Source organism: Granulosicoccus sp. 3-233 (assembly GCF_052681095.1).
In genome coordinates, this window is the sequence record NZ_JBQYLE010000003.1 from 373,074 (window position 1) to 393,112 (window position 20,039).

Consider the following 20,039-nt stretch of genomic DNA (forward strand, 5'->3'; position numbering starts at 1 on the left):
TTCGGTAACCGACCCTCCGGCAAGACGCCGGTCACTGTGAGACAGAACATGAACAGACAGACTCTGCGACAGACTTTCCAGCTGCTGATACTCGGCAGTCTGCTGCTCGGCAGCCTTGCCCAGGCACGCGATTATCAGGTCGAGGTGGTGCTCTTCGAGACCGTGGCCGGCCGGGATCTGACAGCCGGTGGTCTCTACTATCCAAAGATCGGACGCAGCATACGTCTCGGTACGGAAGAAGCCGTCGCGGCCGGATTCCGACCTCTGGAACAGAACCTGAGCCTGAGTGACGATGCCCAGGCAATTGCTGCCTCCAGACGATATCGGCTGATTCGCCATCTGGCCTGGCGGCAGCCGGGGCTGGACAGGGACGATGCCGTGGCGCTGCGAATCAGCCTCGGAAACACGACGGCGGTCTATCTGCCCGAAGACATCAGCGCCTTCGAGAATTTCATTCCGGCGTCAGCCAGTGCCACGCCCGATCGCCAGCGCAAGATCAACACCAGCACGGTCAATGGCAGCATTCTGGTGCACCTGGGACGTTTTCTGCATATGGAAACGCAGCTGGTGTTTACCGATGAGGAAACCGGTCAGAGCTTCCGGCTTTCGCAAAGCCGCAAGATGCGCAGCCGTGAGCTGCACTATATCGACAATCCGCGCTTCGGCATTCTGACGCGCATCCTGCCGATCGAAGAACCGGAGGAGCCGGAACTCAACGAAGATGCATTGCCGGATCCGCAACCCGACTCGGTGGAAAACCCCGTCGACCAGGTGCTCAATCGTGAAGACGACCCGACACAGACCGGTGCGGGCTGACAGGCAATGTGACCATCACGGCATTTTCGACATGTAAACCAGATGCGCGTACTCTGTTGACCGCTATTCAGTGAGGGTTCAGGGCCGGATGCCTACTGTAGGACTCAGACGTGACCACTGCGGTCACGAACCGTCAAAACCTGAACCAGGAGCAGAATCATGAGCAAGCGACTGCCAGACTCAAGGCACGATCTCAGTGATGGCACTCGGCACCGCAATGCAAAGCGTAGCCGATTCATACTCAATGTCCTGCTGGCCGGACTGCTGGCCGGCACCGCCTCGAGCAACAGCCTGGCCAGCGATCGTCGAGTCGCCACGGAACGCTTTACCGAATACGCACCGGTCGTCCACGTACAACCAATCTATCAGGAAGTACGAACCAGTGAACCACGACAGGAATGCTGGAGCGAAGAACAGCGGGTCATCGTCGGTCATGAAAGCAGTGTGCGCGGTGAGCGGTACCGGCCACATCATCAACAGCATCACTCGACTTCGGGCAATGCCATTGTCGGCGGCCTGATCGGCGGGGTCATCGGCAACCAGTTGGGACGCGGCCACAGCAGTCACTCCCGGGCCGGTGCCACGGTTGCCGGTGCCATCATCGGGGGCGCCATTGCCAATGAAGCCGGCAATCAGGTGACACGGCATCGCCGCTACGAAACACCTCGTCATGTGGAATCCAGACCCATCTACGAAACCCGAACCGTAGAGCGCTGCCGGCGAGTCGTCGATTCCCGGGCGCAACAGCGATTGCAATACTACAATGTCACCTACCGCTACAAGGGGCGGGAATTCGTGACACGGATGCCACGTGACCCGGGCAAGCGTATCGAGCTGCAAGTCTCGGTTGCCCCCGCTCGTCGATAACCCTATCCCTTGCCTGACCGGGGCCCTGAAGCATGACATCGTCAACGTCGAACACCATCCGTCACCATCGTGATCGCCGTTCAGGCCCCGGAAGGTTGTGTGCACTCATCCTGAGCGCTTGCCTGATCATGACCTGCATCGGCACGACAGCACAAGCCGCTGACGCACAGAACCGGCAGCAGGCGATCGACATGGCCATGCGTCAGAACGGGGGTCAGGGCAAGGTACTCGGAGTCCAGACCATTCGAACGGAAAACGGGCAAACCTACTTCGCCGTCAAGATCCTGAGCAATGGCAGGGTTCGTGTCCACCGCATACGGCAGTCCAACTGAGATGCGCGCACTGATTGTCGAAGATGAACCCGTCCTGCGACAGCAACTGGTCGCCGCTTTGCGCGATCAGGGATTTGCCATAGACGAAACCGGTGATGGCGAAGAGGGTCTCTATCTGGCCCTGCACATGCCGGTGGATATCGCCATCATCGATCTTGGCTTGCCGGGACGTGATGGCTTGTCCCTGATCAAGTCGCTGCGCAGGCAGGACAGACATTTTCCGGTGCTGATACTGACTGCTCGTGATCGATGGCAGGACAAGGTTGATGGCCTGGAAGCCGGTGCCGATGACTACCTGACCAAACCTTTCCACCTGGAAGAACTGATGGCCCGCACACGCGCCCTGCTTCGGCGCACGGGTGGCTGGTCCGATTCGCTCATGCAGTTCGATCGCATGAGCATCGATACCCGTGCCCAGCAGGTGCGTGTCGACGATCGGCTGATCGAGCTGACCGCCTACGAGTACCGGGTGCTCGCCTATCTGGCCACTCAGGCCGGCAGTGTCATCAGCAAGGCCACTCTGCTGGATCATCTGTACGATGAGGACACGGACCGCGATCCCAATGTTCTGGAGGTCTTCATTCGACGTTTGCGTCAGAAGCTCGATGCAGACCGGAGCCTGAACCCGATCGAAACACTGCGCGGCCGCGGCTACCGGCTGGCCCTTCCCCGCCTGCGCGTCTCCAGCGACGACGCTGACGCCAGGGAACACTGAGCCCACAGAGACGGCAGCGTGAAATCCATCAGCTCAAGGCTGGTCATCGGTACAAGCCTGGTACTCGCCGTATTCGTCGTGCTGGTGGCACTCTCGGTATCCTGGTCGGTTCATCAGCGTGCTCAGACCGCGCGCTTCGACCGACTGCAAGGACTCATCTACGGCATACTCGGTGCTACCGACATCGATGACAACTCCCGTCTGATCGTCAACTCTCAGGCCTTGCCCGACCCCCGGCTCAACCAGCCAACCAGCGGCCTGTATGCCGAGCTGACCGACGCTGCCGGCAATCGTCTCTGGCAGAGTGCCTCCAGTGCCAGCTGGCTACCCGACGCCATGCCACGCCCCATCGGTGACTGGCTGTTCGACACGCTGGAACATCCGCAGAAGTCCACCCTTCACCGATTGCAGTTGTCTACCGCCTGGGCCTTCGACGATGGACGCGAGTTGCCATTCACCGTTCAGGTAGTGGACGATGCCGACAGCCTCGATCGCCAGCTCAAGCGCTTCGACCAGACACTCTGGGCGACGCTGCTGGCCTCGGCCGTCGGACTGCTGATCCTGCAGCTTCTGGTCTTGCGTCAGTCACTCAAGCCTCTGCATGCCATCGGCAATGAAGTGGCCAGCATCGAGCGGGGTGAACGTGACAATCTCAGTGAGAATGTCCCGCAGGAACTCGGTGCCCTGACCTCTGGCCTCAATGCGCTGCTGCGATCGGAAAGGGAACGTCATGCCCAGTATCGCCATCTACTCGACGATCTCGCCCACAGTCTGAAAACACCATTGTCGGTGTTGCAGAACCTGGCCAAGGCCGACACAGCCGATGACAGGATCATCCTGGACCAGACCCGTCTGATGAAGGCTTCCATCGAACGACATGTACAGCGCGCCAATCTGCGCAGTCCTCGCTACCTGGCACCCGCGATCAATCTGCGACCTCTGGTCGAACGCATGACCACCTCGCTGGAAAAACTCTACGAACACGCGGATCTGCACTTCCAGTTGTCTGTGGATGCGGATTTCATGGTCCGTATGGACGAGGCCGACCTGTTCGAGGTGCTGGGCAACGTACTGGAGAATGCCTGCAAGTACGGCGCTCGGCAGGTGACAGTCAGCAACCGGTCGGATCAGCGCTGTCTGGTCATCGATGACGACGGGCCCGGCTTTCCCGATATCAGACTCGAACAGCTGCTGCAACGCGGCGTCAGGGCTGACAGCCAGACCGCTGGTACCGGCATGGGACTGGCAGCCGCACAGCAACTGATGGCTGCCTATGGAGGCCGCCTGGAACCGGATCACGCACCCGATGGAGGCGCGAGAGTCCGATTATGGTTCCCCTGAGTACTTGCCACTCGGTTAGAGAGCCGGGGCCTGCACATGAGCGTTGGCACTGCCGATGCAGCGCGTCGGCAGCACGGCCTCAGGGTCTGGCGACAATGTACCCCAGCCAGCAGGCGTAGTCTTCTGCTTCATCGGTAGCCAGATATTCATCCAGAGCCTCATCGGTTTCCGGATCGAAAGCCTGTCGATAGACCACGGTATCCGTATAGCCGGCTTCTTCGAGAATTTCGCGCAATTCACGAGCCCCCCAGACACGCCAGGTATAGGTGAATGCATTACGGATCTTCGATTTGTCCGGAAAATGGAAATGAATATGGCACTTGAGTTCATTGGTGATGGCATTGAACTCGGACTGCTCCCAGATGTACTTGAATCCGTCGACCTTGCGTTTTTCCTTCTGCGTCTGATAGCACTCGGAGCCGCCGAACACATCGAGGAACAACAGACCATCATCCACCAGTGCTTCCCGGGTGCGCTTGAAATAGGCCAGCATGGTGGCTCTCTCCTGAAAGAACCAATAGCTGAAATTGTAGGCCTGCAGAACGTCTACCTTGTCGGTAGTCACCTGCAGGACGTCATCCTCGATCAACTCGAGCCGCTGCTGTTGTTCCACCGTGAGACGCGCGATGTTGTTCTTGCGACTCCACGCCAATACCTCCGGATCGATATCGACTGCCACCGCCGTATTGCCACGACGACGTTTGACCCACTGGCAGGATGAGATGGCCGTACCGGCAAAGTCTTCCCGCATGGACTTCGGCTTGCGCCCGCGCATCTCCTTGAACGTGGCATCGATGAAATCCAGCTCGAAATCCGGGTTCTGCACGGAAGCCTGATACAGCAGGTGGCGATCCGCCTGCTCTGCCATCGTCGGTTTTCGTGATTTTTCTGCCTTGGCCATGAGGGTGCGTCCGTGAGAACAATGATGTTGGCGAGGATTGCTGTTCGGTGCCTGCATTCTCGACACCGGAGCAGCGGATAAGAGTCCGACGTTGGGCTAATGCTTGATACCGGTGCCGCGATTGAGCAGCATCATGGCAATGGTACCCAGCAGAGCGATGAATACCAGTATCACGATGAAACTGGTCCAGATGGGAATGTCGCTGGCGCCCAGAATTCCGAAACGAAAACCGTTGATCATGTAGAGCATCGGATTGAACATCGACAAGGTCTGCCAGAAAGGCGGCAGCATGCTGATGGAATAGAAGACGCCACCGAGGTAGGTCAGTGGTGTCAGGATGAAATTGGGCACGATCGAAATATCGTCGAATGACTTCGCGAACACCGCATTGATCAGGCCGCCGAGCGAAAACATCATGGACGTCAACACTGCCACACTGATCGTGACAAACGGATGAACCGGACGGATTTCCGAAAAGAACAGGGATACCAGCGCAACCAGAGAGCCGACCAGCAAGCCCCTCGCCATGCCGCCACAGACATACCCGATGACAATGGTCAGATTGCTCACCGGTGACACCAGCAGTTCCTCGATGTAGTTCTGCATCTTCGAACTGAAGAAAGAACTCACCACATTGGAATAGGAATTGATGATGACGGCCATCATGATGATGCCCGGCACGATGAAATCGATATAGCGAAAGCCGTCCATATCACTGATACGCGACCCGATCAGACTGCCGAAGATCAGCATGTACAGCACGGCGTTGATGGACGGTGGCACGATCGTCTGCACCCAGATGCGGGCGAAACGTCGTATTTCCTTTCTGACGATGGTCTGGAAGGCAATGCGGTTGATAGCCAGCAGATCCAGGGGTTGCGATTGACGTTCCGCGGAGTGTCCCTGTGCCGCCACGGCAGCCTTGACAGTGTTTTCCTGAGTCATGCGCTTTCCTCGGTCTTGCGATGCACCAGACGCAGAAAGAATTCTTCCAGCCGGTTGGTCTTGTTGCGCAGGCTGGTGATCTCGATGCCCTGCTCACTCAGACCCCGGAACAGCTCATTGAGCGTATGCCCATGCGGGACATCGACCTCCATGCGATTCTCGGTGCGCAGGCGCATCGTGAATGGCGGCATGCTCGGCGCTGCATCCGGATTGCTGCGGGTATCCAGTACGAAGGTTTCCTGCATGGAACGGCTCAGCAACTGTGCGACCGCGCCACGTTCGACGATCCTGCCTCCATCAATGATGGCGACATTGCGGCACAGGGCTTCGGCCTCCTCCAGATAATGCGTGGTCAGGATGATGGTGGTGCCATGCTGTTCATTCAGCTCGGTCAGGAAATCCCACATGGAACGACGGATTTCCAGATCGACACCGGCCGTGGGTTCGTCCAGAATCAGCAGGCGCGGCTCATGGACCAGTGCCCTGGCAATCATCAGGCGGCGTTTCATTCCGCCGGAGAGTTGTCTTGATGGGGTCTTGCGCTTGTCCCACAGATCCAGTTTCTTCAGATAATACTCGGCCCGCGTCAGTGCCACACTGCGGCTGATACCGTTGTAGCCCGCCACATTGAGCACCGTGGGCAGAACCGGCTCGAACATGTTGAAGTTGAATTCCTGTGGCACAAGACCGATGCTCGCCTTGGCCGCTTCCGGCTCATGGTCGATGTCATGGCCAAATACCTCGACCTTGCCGGCGGTCTTGTTGACCAGGGCGCTGATGATGCCGATGGCCGTGGACTTGCCGGCTCCATTGGGACCCAGCAGAGCGAAAAAATCACCGTCGGGCACATCGAGATCGATGCCTTTCAGCGCATGTACGTTGTCGCCATAGGTCTTGGAAAGACCGGCGATGGACAAGGCGTTCATTGAATTTCGGGATCGCTGACAGTAAACGAGCATTTTACCAGTAAAGCGTCGCCTGCCAGCCGCCATGGCCGTTTCAGCAACGCATTTACCGGGTGTGGGTTCAGCGTGTTGCCAGAGTGTTGGCAGCAACGTAACGGCGGTAGAAGGCCTTGACCATCTGCACATAGCTTTCGGTCTCGGCAAACGGCGGAACTCCCTGATAGCGCCGAACATTGCCCGGCCCGGCATTGTAGGCAGCGAGTGCCAGATCCAGTGACCCGAATTGCTCGCGCAGACTGGCAATGTAGCGGATACCGGCACGCAGGTTTTCCTCGGGATTCAGCGGATCCTTCACCTTCAGCCACTGTGCTGTCTCCGGCATCAGCTGCATCAGGCCGAGCGCGCCTGCCCGCGACAGAGCCTCGCTGTCGAAACACGATTCCCTGGTGACAATGGCCTTCACGAGATTGGCACTGATGTCGTACTGATCGGCAATATCCTGTATCAGCTGTTCATAGCGATCAGCCCGTCGTGCCACTGCCTGTGGTGACAGACCCATGCAATGCACATCGGCAATCGGTTCTCGCGCCCTCTCTTCATCACCCAGCTCTCGCCACGCCACCATGGCATTCCAGTTGAAGGGCTGATCCGGGTCATAGCTGTTGTAAGGGCCGACCTTGCGATGTGAGCGAATGTCGGGGAAATCGACGCCGAGGAACTGACCGGGTATCGATGTGGGTGCCGACTGCAGGCTGTCAGCCGACACCGCGAAGTCATTCACCCACAGACGATGACTGACCAGGCCCAGTACCGGTTCGAGAATCGCCTCCTTGACAAAACTGCCGGGCCGCCTGCCCCCCGCACCGGCGTGTCCATCCGCAGCCCCCGATCCCATGACAAGACCGCCGAGCACGATACTGGTGGACGCGTGGACGACAGATGGGGAAGACGATCTCGCATCGGACGAGGCCGAGTGCCGCCATTCTCCGGTGCTCGACACGGTGGAGCCGCTGCTTGCCAGCGCCAGCGGACCGATGCTGTCCGGCTCGGCGTGTTCAATACTGACCGCCCTGGCCTGGGGTATCGACAGTGCAAGGACGAGAGTCAGCGAGCCGGCCACGGAAAGCCTCAGCGTTCGGCTGATCATCGAAGAGTCGGTTTTCTGACGATGGAATCGTGGCATTTTCACAGCGACTCCCGGTAGTGGCTACCGGGCGGGTTTATGGTTCAACGAGACGTCACACGGGCGTGCTTGCCGCCAGACTGCCCAGTCTGAACGCCTGAGCGAAATTACCCACGTAACATCGGTAAAAACTGTTGTGAACCCGACAAAACACATCGGGAAATCGGAATATTCCAGTCATTGGGCAAGGTCGACGGGCGGTCTGTCTTTCTGCCACAGGACTTCACTACCGCCCTCGTGACGTGCCAGAACCCTGGCAATGACAAACAGGAGATCGGACAGGCGATTCAGATACTTCATGCTGAATGGCGGGACCGTCTCGACACGTTGCAGACTGACGACCAGCCGCTCTGCCCGTCGGCAAACGGTACGTGCCAGATGACAAGTGGCAGCAGCCTGGCTGCCACCGGGCAGAATGAAGTCCTTCAACGCCGGCAAATCGGCATTGAAGTGGTCCAGCGTCCTTTCCAGCCAGTCGATGTGCTCCTGACCGATGGCCTGATGACCGGGAATGCACAGCTCGCCGCCAAGGTCGAACAGGTGATGCTGTATTTCATGCAGCACCTGGGCAAGCGGCTGCGGCACATCGGCCTGGGCCAGCAGCAGGCCCAGCACCGAATTCAGCTCATCGGTAGTGCCATAGGCTTCGACGCGAATGCCGTCCTTGTCGGTGCGGCTGCCATCGCCCAGGCCTGTCGTTCCGTCATCGCCGGTACGCGTGTAGATTTTCGATAGTCGATTTCCCATGCCCGGATCCCGTATTTACCTGACTGGAGCGATACCCGATGGTGTCCTCCGCAATTCAAGCAGCACAGTATAATGGCTCCAGCCCAGAAACCTCGAGAATATCGACGTGATCGAAGAAACAATATTCAGCAAGATCATTCGCAAGGAACTGCCTTCGGACATGCTCTATCAGGATGAGCTGGTCACGGCCTTTCGCGACATCAACCCGCAACGCCCCGTCCATGTCCTGATCGTCCCCAATCGGCACATTCCGGCGGTCGATGATGTGACCGCCGATGACGAGGCGGCTCTGGGCCGCATGTTCAGCGTCGCTCGCAAGATAGCCCGCGAGGAAGGCATCAGCGACGATGGCTACCGGCTCGTGGTCAACTGCGGAGAGCACGGACGACAGGAAGTCCCGCATATCCACATGCATCTGCTGGGTGGCGAGGATGTCGGCCCCATGCTCAGCCGCAAGAACCGGGATCACTCGTGACGAACCCGGCAAACGGCGCATCGACCGCCAGTCACTACATCACCACCGATGATCTGCAACAGGCCGTCGATGCCGCGCTGACACTGCAGCGCCCTCTGCTGATCAAGGGCGAGCCCGGAACCGGCAAGACCGAACTGGCCATCGAGGTGGCTCGCCGCCTGAATGCACCATTGCATTCCTGGCACGTCAAGTCCACCACCCGCGCCCAACAGGGCCTGTACGAGTACGACGCCGTGTCCCGACTGCGCGACTCACAGCTGGGTGACGAACGCGTGGCGGACATCAACAATTACATCGTTCGCGGTGTGTTGTGGGACGCCTTCGTCAGCGACGAACGTGCAGTCGTACTGATTGATGAAATCGACAAGGCCGACATCGAGTTCCCCAACGATCTGCTGCAGGAACTCGATCAGATGTCATTCGAGGTGTATGAAACCCGCCAGACCATCACGGCGCGGCAACGCCCTCTCGTGATCATCACCAGCAACAATGAAAAGGAATTGCCCGACGCCTTTCTGCGACGCTGTTTCTTTCACTACATCAGCTTTCCCGACCGCAGCACCATGCAACGCATCGTCGATGCACATTATCCGGACATCAAGCAGGACTTGCTCGGTGCGGCACTGGAAGTGTTCTTCGATCTGCGGGAAGTGCCGGGCTTGAAGAAAAAGCCGTCAACATCCGAACTGCTGGACTGGCTGAAGCTGCTGATAGCCGACGATCTGCCGGCCGAGGCACTCAAGGCGGACGACATGCGTACCGTACTGCCCATGATGCACGGAGCCCTGCTGAAGAACGAACAGGACGTGCATCTGTTCGAGCGGCTGATCTTTCTCAACCGGCAGCAACAGAACAGGCATCGATCATGAACCAGACCTTCCGCGTCAGGACGATCCGAGATGCTGCTCGATTTTCATGACCGCCTGCGTCAGGCCGGCCTGCCGATCTCGCTGAGCGAATGGCTGACATTGATGCAGGGTCTGCAAGCCGGCCTGGGCACGCTGGATCTGGAGAACTTCCACAGCTTTGCCCGCTTGTGCCTGGTCAAGAACGAGGCGTTCCACGATCGCTTCGATCAGGTATTCAGCGACTACTGGACAGGTCGGTCCCTGCAGTTCGATTCGCTGCTGGAATCACTGGAAACAGGCATTCCGCAAGAATGGCTGAGTTCAGCCGGACTTGAAGGTCTGAGCGAAGAGCAACGGGCCCAGGTGGAAGCCCTGGGCGGCTGGGATGCCCTGATGGAGACGCTGGCCAGACGACTCGAGGAGCAACAGGAAGAGCACCACGGCGGCAATCGCTGGATCGGCACGGGCGGCACCTCGCCATTCGGTCACAGTGGTTTCAACCCCGAAGGCATTCGCATCGGGCAGAGCGCCAATCGCCAGGGGCGCGCCGTCAAGGTCTGGGAGCAGCGACGATTCAAGGATCTGGATGGCTCGCGCGAGATCGGCACCCGGAATTTCAAGATGGCCCTGCGCAAGCTCCGGCGGCTGGCGCGTGAGGGACGCCCGGACAAGCTGGACCTGAAAGAAACCGTGCGGGCTACTGCCAGCAATGGTGGACTACTGGATATTCATCTGCGAGCAGAGCGTCGCAATGCCATCAAGGTGCTGCTGTTGATCGATATCGGCGGCTCCATGGATTATCACGCGCAACTCAGTGAAACCCTGTTTTCTGCCGCACGCTCGGAATTCAAACGACTCGACACTTATTGGTTTCACAATTTCATCTACGAAAAGGTATGGCAAGATAATGCCAGGCGTCATACACAGTTCATCGCAACGGACGAATTGATACGCACCTATGGCAAGGATCACCGTCTGATCATCGTGGGCGATGCCACCATGAGCCCATACGAAATCATGGTACCGGGTGGCAGCGTGGAACACTGGAACGAAGAACCGGGAGCCGTATGGCTCAAACGCCTGCAACAGGCCTTCCCGCATTGCGCCTGGCTGAACCCCGAGTCATCGCAGTGGTGGGACACCACACCATCGGTCAGAATGACCCGCGAACTGATGTCGGATCGCATGTATCCGATGACGGTTGACGGTCTGCAACAGGCCATCGACGCCCTCAAGACCCCGATCACGATCGCCTCGACGCACGAACCGGGGTGATTCACCGTTCATCGACGGCATGATTCTTGCGAAATGATCGTCGGGCGGGACTGACAAACCTTCGGACAACTCCTACAGACGGCTCAAACCGAATACTTGTTTCAGCCGAAGTTCAATCAGTCTCGCCCACGCCCATTTGGATCCCGGCTACGTGGACGGCAGACTGGCAATGTGCAAGACCCGATTTCCCCCTGCATGGCCATTGCGGCAGGCAGTGCTCTTGCTGTCCTGCGCCCTGTTGGCGAGCGCCTGCCAGCATGAATCATCCAGCCTGCCGGATCTGCCTGCCAGCGAGCCAATCGCCAGCTCTGCCAGCCTGGCCATCGATGACGGCCCGCAAACCGTCAGCCTGTCTGCTGATGCGCTGACACCTCCCGAGCAGCCTCGACTGCAGATCCGTGCGGCACCGACCACTCTGATACTGGAGTGGACCCCCATCGCCGGGCAAACGCGGGCCCGCCTCTATCATCATGATACGGCGCTGCCGGGTGAGACCCTGGTCCATGAAACGGACGATGCCCGACAGACCTTGCTGCAGTTGCCAAGCGCAACACCACGGACGGCCTGGCACCGTGAACAGTATCGACTGGAGCTGTGCACGTCCGACAACTGCGTCAGTTCGGAACGCATGACACTGTCCGGTCTGGCACCGGCAACCGCCCACTATCTGGCACCCGCGGTATTTCTGCGAGGAGAACGATATGCCGAACATCTGACGCTGAATCGCGATGCTTCTCTGGCCGTTATCGGCATGCCGCTGGAAGGCGCCCTGGAATTTCATGTCCGCAGCGATTCCCGCTGGTCCCTGACACAGAGACTGCGCCTGGCAGAGCTGCCAGTGTCTGCAACTCGCCAGCTGCTTCTGTCCGCCTCCGACTCAGGCGACACCATTGCAGTATTCATTCACGACAGAAACAGCACGGACCCTGGTGAAATCAGGATTCTGGAGCGCTTGGGAGAAAGCTGGATTCAGACCAGCAAGCTGCCGCTGATGGCAGAACCAGCTGCGACATCAGTGAACGCCAGCCTGGCAGATCAGCCTGCCAACGGACTTGAAGAACACCGACAGTCAATACAGCTTGCAGCCGATGGCAGTGGCTTGCTGCTGCAAAGCGACAACAGCCTGTTCATCAGTCGCCAGACAGAGACCGGATGGTCGTCTCCAGGCATGCTGCCCGAGCTGAACAACAATACAAGTCATATACCCGACAGTTCGCCAGAATTGGCGAGCAGTACACTCAGCCGGGATTTCACGACAGCCATGGCGCTTGTGCAACAGAACGGAACGACCTCTTTGCTGATCTGGTCCGCACAGCAGTCTGCAGGTGACTGGCAGCTGACGGCGCGATTGCCATTGTCCGACTTCAGCCACGATCACGAGCTTGCCCTGGCCAGCAACCAGCGAGGCGATGAACTGCAGATCGCCGGCTGGGAAGCCGGACACGGGACGGCGCGCTATCCGATCATGTGGCACTACGCCATCAACGAGGATTCACACGATCCGGCCTCCCCCCCTGCCCTGACCTTGCAGGCGATCAGCTCCCTGCGCGCTCCACCCACCTCCCATGCTCAGGCCTCTCTGACGTTCAAAGCCAGTGAAACACTGGATCAGCTGGTATTGGGATGGCAACTCCCGGCTGACTCGCTGTCCGGCACTCTGGCCGATGCCGCTGTCAGCACCTGGCGATACCATGCAAGCTCGGACCAGTGGTTGACGGCACTGGAAATGCCGGAAACCTTTCCCACCCTGGCCAAGCAGGCCTTCGCCCGTCACGCGTTTCTGTCTGCTGACGGTAGCACCTTGATGATGGTGACGGACTCGGGACGTACGCAGACCGCCCCTGGCGACATTGCCGAAGTTCTGGTGCTGCGTTGAACGGAGCTCACCGCCTCGACAAGGCAGCAGTTCGTTGCGGATTGCTGCCTACTGTCCAGCGGCACTTTCGGTGACCGGATACGCATTGAGCATCCGTCTCAGGTCCATCAACAGGATCTGGCTGGAGCCCCGTGAGCGGGCCAGCTCCACCCCCTTGAACACATGCAGCAGCAAGGTTTCCAGAGAGTGCCCCTGCTTGTCCATCAGGCTCAGCAGGCTGCCGGCGCAGCTCAGGGAGACATCTTCCTGCGATAATTCCAGCTCCAGACACAATTGCATGATCTTGCGTGCCAGCAGATAGACATGGGATTCTTCCTTGTGCCGCAACAGGAAACCGAATCGGGTGTCGGTGAGCAGGCCGACATGACCGGGGCGCTTGTAGATACCCTGCAGCACGCTCTCTACACGCTGCTGCAGACTTGGCAGATCACTCAATGGCCGAAGTTCCCCGTGCCTGTCCAGCAACTGGACATCCATGATCATCAGACTGGTGCGTTCACTGAGCGCGGCTCCCTTGGACAGATACCAGCGCATCTGTTGCATGAAGGCGGCACTGGCTGGACGCAACTTCTGCGGTTCGACGGATGAAACCGGCGGACTTGCCGGCGTGGCGGCTGGCTGTGCACCGGGTCTGGCGGCCACGGCACCGGCAACAATCGGGATGGCCGTTCGGGCAAAGCGAATCAGACTGTGTCCCGACGATGCGATACCGACATGTTCGTAATCGACATCAACGCTCTTGCCATCGGGCAGTTTCCAGCGCGCAGAACGAGGCTGACCGTCTTCACTGGCCTGAGGACCTCCCTTTTCCAGCAATGCCGATCCCGCTTGACCGACCAATGAATCACGCCGCTTCAGTTGCAACTCCTGCAAACCGGCGGCATTGATGTAGCTGATCTGCAGTTCGGCATCGAGTATCAGAACGGCACCTGCCACGGTTTCGATGACTTCCTCGAGCAAGCGGTGTTCACTCTGCAGACGCCGTCGCTGACGAACAAAGCGGCTGATGGCGCCGATACGACTGAGCAACAGCTCGCTTGACTCGTTCTTGAACATGCATTCCACCGCCCCCGCTCGCAGACTGCGCTTGATGATATGGTCGCTGTAGGTGCCGGTCAGAACGGTGCAGACGATGTTGCCGACGGCACTGTGCATCATCAGATCACGACACAGCAGGTCTCCGGTGGTCTCGGTCAGGTAATAATCCAGAATGGCGATATCCACCCTGTCGGTCGTGGCCAACTGCATCGCCTCGACCTGGGTGGCTGCCAGACTGACTCGGTAACCCTGCAACTGGAAGAGGTCTCGCAGGGAATAGCGAATGGTGGCCGAATCATCCACGATCAGCAGATGGATATCGCTGTTGTCATCGCTGGACGGCAGAGCAGCGGTGTCGTCAGCGTCCGCCTCTATCAGCTTCTGCAACTGAGCTTCCAGCCCCTGGTACTCCTTCCAGGACAGCAGACCGGTGTTCTCCCGACTCGCGGCCCATGCGCGTGTTTCCGCCCGCATGTCCGTGGACATCACGACCACCGGCAGATCCCGGTATGAGGGCTGTTCCAGCAATTGCGCCAGTGACGTGGCATCCTCCTGCTCGGTGATCGGCCAGCCCAACAGCAAGCCACAGTACTCCGTACCGAATTGCTGGTACTGCTTTTCCAGCGAATCGACGGCCGCACTGAAACTCTCCGTGGCATCCACGGCAAAACCGAGCGACTGCGCGTGCTTGTCCAGCACATATCGCATGGTGGCGGAAGGCTCCACCAGAAGAAGTCGTTTAGTCATGACTCAACTGACATCAACAGTGGCCATGAGCGGTATTCTGGAGACAAGGACACAAGGCTCGGTTTGGCTGATTCCAGCTTGGTTGCAAGATATGCACTAGGTTACCGATGTTCGCCAATCGAAAATCGCCTATGCCTGTGATTGAACTCACAGTTTAGCCCTATCATGCAAAATGAACATTCAACAACTGTCTAAAAATACCGTCTGCCAGGACCCCCGACAAGCAGAATTCGTGCAGAACCCCTATTGCCTGTATCGCCGACTACACCAGATGGGCGGCCCGATCTACTGGCAAGACTACGGCTTCTGGTGTCTGGCCGATTTTTCCACTGTCAATCGTACCTTGCGTGACCGACGCTTTGCCCGCCTGCCACCCGCCGGCTGCGAGCTACCTGGACTACCAGCGCATCTGGCCGATTTTGCCGCTGTCGAGAAACACTCCTTGCTGGCACTGGAACCACCGGATCACACCCGCCTGCGACAGCGTATCAATCGCTCCTTCGTATCGCGCCAGGTGGAACGGATGGCACCAGCGATCAGGGCTCGCGCCCACGAACGCATCGATCGCCTGGTGCAGGCTCGGCATGCCGAGCTGTTGAGCCAGTACGCGACACCCATTCCGGTAACCGTCATCACGCAACTGCTGGGTGTTCCCGAATCGGCCGGTAACCGGCTGGTGGAATGGTCCCACGCCATGGTCAAGGTCTACACCATGACACAGACGCAAGCGGAGGAACACGCAGCCAATGCGGCGGCTTGCGAGTTCCGTGATTTCCTGATCCCGATCATCACGGCAAAACGCCGGGCGCCCGGGGAGGACCTGCTATCCCAACTGGTCAGGGACGATGGTGAAGGTCAGTCCCTGAGCGATGATGAGGTCGTTTCGACAGCCATCCTGCTGCTCAATGCCGGGCACGAGGCGACGGTTCACCAGCTCGGCAACGCCGTGAAAACGCTGCTGGAACACTATCCGCCCGGCCCCGCTCGTCAGGAGCTGTTGACCCTGCTGGCAGACTCACGCAGCGCGGACGCCCTGGTCAATGAATGCCTGCGATTTGATGCGCCCTTGCATCTGTTCATGCGCTATGCGCAGGAAACCATCGAACTGGAGCAGGGACCCACCTTGCAAGCCGGTGAGCCTGTCGGCCTGCTGTTGGCAGCCGCCAATCACTGCCCGCAGCGGTTTGCCGAGCCACAGAGTTTCCGGCCCTTGCGAGATGATGCCGGCCAGTTATCACTGGGCGCCGGCATTCATTTCTGTGTCGGTGCACCGCTGGCCAAGCTGGAACTGCGAATCGCCCTGCAGGTGTTGTTCGAACGCCTGCCCGAGCTGACCGCGAATGGTGAATGGCAATATCTGGACGCCTACCACTTCCATGGGCTGCAGCAGCTGCCGGTACGCTGGTAGAGCCGAGCACTGTCATGAATGCAGCGCGGTGACAGCCAGCCTTTACGAGGCTAGCCTGGCAGCAACCCATGAAAGGGCTGCACCTGCACACGATCGCCAAGCTGTACACCGTCCATCTCGCTGGCAATCACGATCAGGCAGTTGGCTGCACTCATGGAGCTCAGGCGCCCTGCCCCCTGCTTGCCGGTGGATTCCACCACCAACTCACCCTGCTCATCGAGCCGCATGATGCCGCGCTGGTATTCGACCCTGCCTGGCGACTTGCGCAGTGTCGACAGACATCGGGCCGGCAACAGCGGCGTATCCAGGTCGTGCATGCCGGCAAGATGCTTCAATGCCGGTTGAACAAACTCCAGAAAGGTCACCATGACGGCAACCGGGTTTCCCGGCAGACCGAAAAACGCGGCCTGACCGACCTTGCCAAAGGCCAGCGGGCGCCCGGGACGCATGGCCAGCTTCCAGAAACTCACCTGACCGACTTCATGGAAAACCCGGGTCACGAAGTCCGCATCACCCGCCGAGACCCCACCCGAACTGATGACCACATCGGCATCGGCAGATGCTCTCAGCAAGGCGTCCCGTGTATCGGACTCGTTGTCGCGCACGATCCCCAGATCCATGACTTCCACGTGCAAGCCTCGCAACAGTGCTGCCATCGTGTAGCGATTGCTGTCAAACAGCTTGCCGGGAGCCAAGGGGGTTCCCGGCACATGCTCATCAAGCGCACAGAGTTCATCGCCGGTCGAAAAGAATGCCACCTTCAGCGGTCTGACGACGTTTACCCGGGCAATCCCCAGGGAGGCCAGCACGCCGATATCGGCGGCATGCAACTGGCGGCCACGTGGCAGGACCATCTGCCCGCAAGCCACATCTTCACCGGCCTGACGCACATTCTTGCCGGCGATGACCTCACTGTCGATGTCGATCAGGCCTGGTCCGTCGGTCGGGGCCGTTCTGCACCGGACGTGCTCCTGAATCACGACCGTATCGCAGCCTACCGGCATGATGCCACCGGTGAATATCCTCACGGCCTGCCCCTCACCAACCTGACCGGTAAACGGCTGACCGGCCCAGGCCGTTCCCACGACCTGCAAGCTGCGCTCTCCACTGGCGGGAATACTGGTCCGCTGCAGGGCATAGCCATCCATGGCCGAATTGGCCTGCGGCGGGACATCGACAGGCGATACGATATCGGCAGCCAGCACACGGTACAGGGCCTCCGACAACGGCAGTTCAACCGCTTCGCAGACGGGCTGCAGAGAGGTGAGCAGTCGTTGTCGAGCTTCGGCTACCGGCAACAGCAGTGGCTCTCCATCATCTTCACAGGAGGCTTGTTTCTCGATCATGATTGCATCTCGCTTTCGGCTCGCAATCGCTCTTCTTCGGTATTGATATTGCGAAACGACTCGGAATAATCGGCCGCCGCCAGCTGTGCGATCTGCAATTGCTCGAACCAGCGATCGATCTTGCGCTCGCCAGCCGCCAGAAAGGCATCCAGGGACGACTTGACGCGGCGCTGTACCACCAGAAAAACCGGTTGCAGACGCTCACCATCGTGCGGCACGGCGAGATCGGCATCTTCGTCCATGCAGGCGCGCAGCAGGGCCTGGCACAGACCGCTCTGCAGAAACGGCGAATCACAGGGGCACATGAGAACATGATCGGTGTCCAGCGTTTCCATGGCAGCGCTCAGTCCGGCCAGTGGCCCCAGATGGCCCGCCAGACGATCCCTGACTACCGGAACACCGAACGCGGCGTACTCATCCAGATGCCGGTTGGCGTTGATCACACAGCGATCCACCAGCGGCTGAACAGTCTGCAGCACATGCCCGACCATGGGTCGCCCTGCCACTGTGATCAAGCCCTTGTCCTGCCCCCCCATGCGACGGGCCAGACCACCTGCCAGAATGACACCGCCGGTACTCATCCGTCAGTTCGCCTCGGATGAATCTGATCGAGATAGGCCGCCAGGAAGTCCTCGAACCGCCCCTCACTGTCAGCTTCCATCTCAGCCTGTTTCAGGCGCGACTGCTGCACCAGCTCATCCAGCCGGGCAAACAGCGCCTCATCCTGCGGTGCTTCTCGCAGAGCAGCATCATGCTCGCGCGAAAGGCTCTGGGCGTGTTCGAAAAAGGAGCCTGTCTGGCGAATACCGGCGATCATCTGCGCTGAAGGGGTCAGCTGTGGATCCGCCAGACGTGCCTGTTGCTCGGCGAGTGCCGGTGCATACAAGGGCGTCTCGCGATCGCTGTCCAGCCATTGTGCTATCGGTTCCAGTGAATCGAGGATGGCCTTGCCCCACTGCGGCAAGGCGATGGGTCCATCAGGGCCTTCCAGCATCAGTCCGGGCTCCCGGCCACGATGTGCGACGGTCTTGACGTTACGGGTGCTGATCTCCTGCTCATCCGCCGTCAATGGCACCGGATCCGCCAGCCAGGCGAACATCATCAGCATTTCCAGCATCGCGATCTGGTGCAGATTCAGACCCGCCGGGTCCAGCAGGTTGACGTCTACCGAGCGCAGTTCCAGATAACGAATACCGCGTTCGCTGAGCGCATGGATCGGCAGCTCTCCGGGATGGGGTATCTGCTTGGGTCGAACCGTGCTGTAGAACTCGTTTTCGATCTGCAGACGACAGGCGCTCAGTTGCTGGAAACGGCCATCCTCATCACGAATACCCAACGCCTTGTAAGGCGGGTGTTCAGTGGACACATGTCCGATGATGTCCTCGATATAGGACTCCACATCGGTATGCCTGACGCTCAGATCGATCGGATCTTCCTCGCTGTAGCGATAACCGATCTTGCCCATGCGCAGCGACGTGCCATATTCGGCGAAGCGGGTGGATTGATTCCAGACATCCAGCTCTTCTCCTTCCCCCTCGCCCAGAAAGCTCTGGCATATGGCCGGTGATGCCCCGAACAGATACGGCACCAGCCAACCGACACGCAGCAGGTTCTGCATCATCTGGAAATAGCCATTGGTGCGCTGCAGCTGTCTTTCCCGGCTGCTCTGTGCATCGAAACGATGCCGCAATGCCGCCGAGTCCAGGTCGCCGTCGGCGCCGAGCAGCGATTCTCTCAAGGGCCATGCCGTTTCGGGCATCGAGAAGTTGAAATGCACACCGGCGATGGCCTGCATGCGACGACCATAACGCAGCCCCAGACCACGCCGATAGGCATGTTTCATCTGTCCGCTGTGCGAACTGCCATATTCACCAATACGTACACTGGGTCCACCGCGCAGGATACAGGGCATGCTGGTGTTCCAGATATGCTCGCCCTCGGGCAGTCGGTGAACGATGAACTGATGTACCGACGTCAGAAAATGCAATGCCTCTTCAGCTGAATCACACGGGGGTGTTACCATTTCCAGCAACGCCTCGGAAAAATCCGTGGTGATGAATGGATGGGTCAACGCAGCACCCAGCGCCTCTGGATGATCAGCCTGGGATATGCCACCGTTACCCTTGACTCTCAACGATTCTTTTTCGAGACCAACCTTGCGTTCAGCCAAAACCTCAGGGGCCTGGGTCCTGACCAGCTTGCCAGCTCTTTGTCTAAGCTCGGAGTACACGATGAACATCCCACTTTGCCAGCGCGGGAGTGTAACCCAGCCGA

Annotated in this window: 19 protein-coding genes; 10 read left to right on the forward strand and 9 right to left on the reverse strand. The window is 59.1% G+C overall.

The genetic code is table 11. From position 1 onward, the window contains the following. The first annotated feature begins 48 nt into the window (after positions 1-48). From ACUNV4_RS10960 to ACUNV4_RS10980, 5 genes are all read left to right on the forward strand, one after another. Complete coding sequence (locus ACUNV4_RS10960) at positions 49-816, forward strand: CsiV family protein (protein ID WP_430878581.1); 768 nt, start codon at positions 49-51, stop codon at positions 814-816. Positions 817-975: 159 nt separating this feature from the next. Next, a complete protein-coding gene (locus ACUNV4_RS10965; RefSeq protein WP_430878582.1) occupies positions 976-1,683 on the forward strand; it encodes a glycine zipper 2TM domain-containing protein in 708 nt (235 codons plus the stop codon). 128 nt (positions 1,684-1,811) lie between these two features. Further along, positions 1,812-2,015, forward strand: coding sequence for a hypothetical protein (locus ACUNV4_RS10970; RefSeq protein ID WP_430878583.1), 204 nt, complete (start codon positions 1,812-1,814; stop codon positions 2,013-2,015). Between the two features lies 1 nt (position 2,016). Then, positions 2,017-2,730, forward strand: coding sequence for a response regulator transcription factor (locus ACUNV4_RS10975; RefSeq protein WP_430878584.1), 714 nt, complete (start codon positions 2,017-2,019; stop codon positions 2,728-2,730). An 18-nt stretch (positions 2,731-2,748) separates the two neighbouring features. After that, positions 2,749-4,071, forward strand: coding sequence for an ATP-binding protein (locus ACUNV4_RS10980; RefSeq protein ID WP_430878585.1), 1,323 nt, complete (start codon positions 2,749-2,751; stop codon positions 4,069-4,071). 79 nt (positions 4,072-4,150) lie between these two features. Here the strand turns inward: ACUNV4_RS10980 and ACUNV4_RS10985 are convergent, their stop codons facing one another. The 5 genes from ACUNV4_RS10985 to ACUNV4_RS11005 form a co-directional block, all read right to left on the reverse strand. After that, positions 4,151-4,972 (reverse strand): class I SAM-dependent methyltransferase, encoded by an 822-nt coding sequence (locus ACUNV4_RS10985; protein ID WP_430878586.1) that lies wholly within the window; start codon positions 4,970-4,972, stop codon positions 4,151-4,153. A gap of 96 nt (positions 4,973-5,068) precedes the next feature. Further along, complete coding sequence (locus ACUNV4_RS10990; protein ID WP_430878587.1) at positions 5,069-5,917, reverse strand: ABC transporter permease; 849 nt, start codon at positions 5,915-5,917, stop codon at positions 5,069-5,071. Then, positions 5,914-6,843: an ABC transporter ATP-binding protein gene (locus ACUNV4_RS10995; protein WP_430878588.1), complete on the reverse strand. Its 930-nt coding sequence runs from the start codon at positions 6,841-6,843 to the stop codon at positions 5,914-5,916. The genes ACUNV4_RS10990 and ACUNV4_RS10995 overlap by 4 nt, the downstream gene beginning before the upstream one ends. Before the next feature lie 100 nt (positions 6,844-6,943). Then, entirely contained in the window at positions 6,944-8,005 is a 1,062-nt protein-coding gene (locus ACUNV4_RS11000) for a lytic transglycosylase domain-containing protein (RefSeq protein WP_430878589.1), read from the reverse strand. Between the two features lie 177 nt (positions 8,006-8,182). Continuing rightward, positions 8,183-8,752, reverse strand: coding sequence for a cob(I)yrinic acid a,c-diamide adenosyltransferase (locus ACUNV4_RS11005; protein ID WP_430878590.1), 570 nt, complete (start codon positions 8,750-8,752; stop codon positions 8,183-8,185). A gap of 106 nt (positions 8,753-8,858) precedes the next feature. Here ACUNV4_RS11005 and ACUNV4_RS11010 point away from each other — a divergent pair, with 106 nt between their 5' ends. The 4 genes from ACUNV4_RS11010 to ACUNV4_RS11025 all read left to right on the forward strand — a co-directional run bounded on the left by ACUNV4_RS11010 (position 8,859) and on the right by ACUNV4_RS11025 (position 13,226). Further along, positions 8,859-9,227, forward strand: a complete 369-nt coding sequence (locus tag ACUNV4_RS11010) for an HIT domain-containing protein (RefSeq protein ID WP_430878591.1) — start codon at positions 8,859-8,861, stop codon at positions 9,225-9,227. Further along, positions 9,224-10,096 (forward strand): AAA family ATPase, encoded by an 873-nt coding sequence (locus tag ACUNV4_RS11015; RefSeq protein WP_430878592.1) that lies wholly within the window; start codon positions 9,224-9,226, stop codon positions 10,094-10,096. Before ACUNV4_RS11010 ends, ACUNV4_RS11015 begins: the two co-directional genes overlap by 4 nt. A 30-nt stretch (positions 10,097-10,126) precedes the next feature. Further along, complete coding sequence (locus ACUNV4_RS11020; protein ID WP_430878593.1) at positions 10,127-11,350, forward strand: vWA domain-containing protein; 1,224 nt, start codon at positions 10,127-10,129, stop codon at positions 11,348-11,350. A 151-nt stretch (positions 11,351-11,501) separates the two neighbouring features. Continuing rightward, positions 11,502-13,226 carry a hypothetical protein gene (locus ACUNV4_RS11025; protein WP_430878594.1) on the forward strand — a complete coding sequence of 575 codons (1,725 nt, stop codon included), beginning with the start codon at positions 11,502-11,504 and terminating at the stop codon, positions 13,224-13,226. Between the two features lie 48 nt (positions 13,227-13,274). Here ACUNV4_RS11025 and ACUNV4_RS11030 read toward each other — a convergent pair whose 3' ends face one another. Next, positions 13,275-15,011 (reverse strand): response regulator, encoded by a 1,737-nt coding sequence (locus ACUNV4_RS11030; RefSeq protein WP_430878595.1) that lies wholly within the window; start codon positions 15,009-15,011, stop codon positions 13,275-13,277. Between the two features lie 232 nt (positions 15,012-15,243). On the opposite strand from ACUNV4_RS11030, the gene ACUNV4_RS11035 reads away from it, so the two are divergent. Beyond that, the gene (locus ACUNV4_RS11035) at positions 15,244-16,419 is read left to right on the forward strand and encodes a cytochrome P450 (RefSeq protein ID WP_430878596.1); all 1,176 of its coding nucleotides are present in this window, start codon (positions 15,244-15,246) and stop codon (positions 16,417-16,419) included. A gap of 50 nt (positions 16,420-16,469) precedes the next feature. Here ACUNV4_RS11035 and moeA read toward each other — a convergent pair whose 3' ends face one another. The 3 genes from moeA to gshA are packed head-to-tail and all read right to left on the reverse strand — an operon-like array spanning position 16,470 to position 20,004. After that, positions 16,470-17,765, reverse strand: a complete 1,296-nt coding sequence (gene moeA, locus ACUNV4_RS11040) for a molybdopterin molybdotransferase MoeA (protein ID WP_430878597.1) — start codon at positions 17,763-17,765, stop codon at positions 16,470-16,472. After that, positions 17,762-18,346 (reverse strand): molybdenum cofactor guanylyltransferase MobA, encoded by a 585-nt coding sequence (mobA, locus tag ACUNV4_RS11045; RefSeq protein ID WP_430878598.1) that lies wholly within the window; start codon positions 18,344-18,346, stop codon positions 17,762-17,764. The genes moeA and mobA overlap by 4 nt, the downstream gene beginning before the upstream one ends. Beyond that, positions 18,343-20,004: a glutamate--cysteine ligase gene (gene gshA, locus ACUNV4_RS11050; protein WP_430878599.1), complete on the reverse strand. Its 1,662-nt coding sequence runs from the start codon at positions 20,002-20,004 to the stop codon at positions 18,343-18,345. The genes mobA and gshA overlap by 4 nt, the downstream gene beginning before the upstream one ends. Positions 20,005-20,039: the final 35 nt, after the last annotated feature.

Excerpts from the sequence above, each read along its gene's own strand:
- ACUNV4_RS10985 (WP_430878586.1), bottom strand. The coding sequence starts at position 4,972 with ATGGCCAAGGCAGAAAAATCACGAAAACCGACGATGGCAGAGCAGGCG.
- ACUNV4_RS10975 (WP_430878584.1), top strand. The coding sequence starts at position 2,017 with ATGCGCGCACTGATTGTCGAAGATGAACCCGTCCTGCGACAGCAACTG.
- ACUNV4_RS11020 (WP_430878593.1), top strand. The coding sequence starts at position 10,127 with ATGCTGCTCGATTTTCATGACCGCCTGCGTCAGGCCGGCCTGCCGATC.
- moeA (WP_430878597.1), bottom strand. The coding sequence starts at position 17,765 with ATGATCGAGAAACAAGCCTCCTGTGAAGATGATGGAGAGCCACTGCTG.
- ACUNV4_RS10990 (WP_430878587.1), bottom strand. The coding sequence starts at position 5,917 with ATGACTCAGGAAAACACTGTCAAGGCTGCCGTGGCGGCACAGGGACAC.
- ACUNV4_RS10970 (WP_430878583.1), top strand. The coding sequence starts at position 1,812 with ATGACCTGCATCGGCACGACAGCACAAGCCGCTGACGCACAGAACCGG.
- ACUNV4_RS11005 (WP_430878590.1), bottom strand. The coding sequence starts at position 8,752 with ATGGGAAATCGACTATCGAAAATCTACACGCGTACCGGCGATGACGGA.
- ACUNV4_RS10960 (WP_430878581.1), top strand. The coding sequence starts at position 49 with ATGAACAGACAGACTCTGCGACAGACTTTCCAGCTGCTGATACTCGGC.
- ACUNV4_RS11000 (WP_430878589.1), bottom strand. The coding sequence starts at position 8,005 with ATGCCACGATTCCATCGTCAGAAAACCGACTCTTCGATGATCAGCCGA.
- mobA (WP_430878598.1), bottom strand. The coding sequence starts at position 18,346 with ATGAGTACCGGCGGTGTCATTCTGGCAGGTGGTCTGGCCCGTCGCATG.
- ACUNV4_RS11030 (WP_430878595.1), bottom strand. The coding sequence starts at position 15,011 with ATGACTAAACGACTTCTTCTGGTGGAGCCTTCCGCCACCATGCGATAT.
- ACUNV4_RS10995 (WP_430878588.1), bottom strand. The coding sequence starts at position 6,843 with ATGAACGCCTTGTCCATCGCCGGTCTTTCCAAGACCTATGGCGACAAC.
- gshA (WP_430878599.1), bottom strand. The coding sequence starts at position 20,004 with ATGTTCATCGTGTACTCCGAGCTTAGACAAAGAGCTGGCAAGCTGGTC.
- ACUNV4_RS10965 (WP_430878582.1), top strand. The coding sequence starts at position 976 with ATGAGCAAGCGACTGCCAGACTCAAGGCACGATCTCAGTGATGGCACT.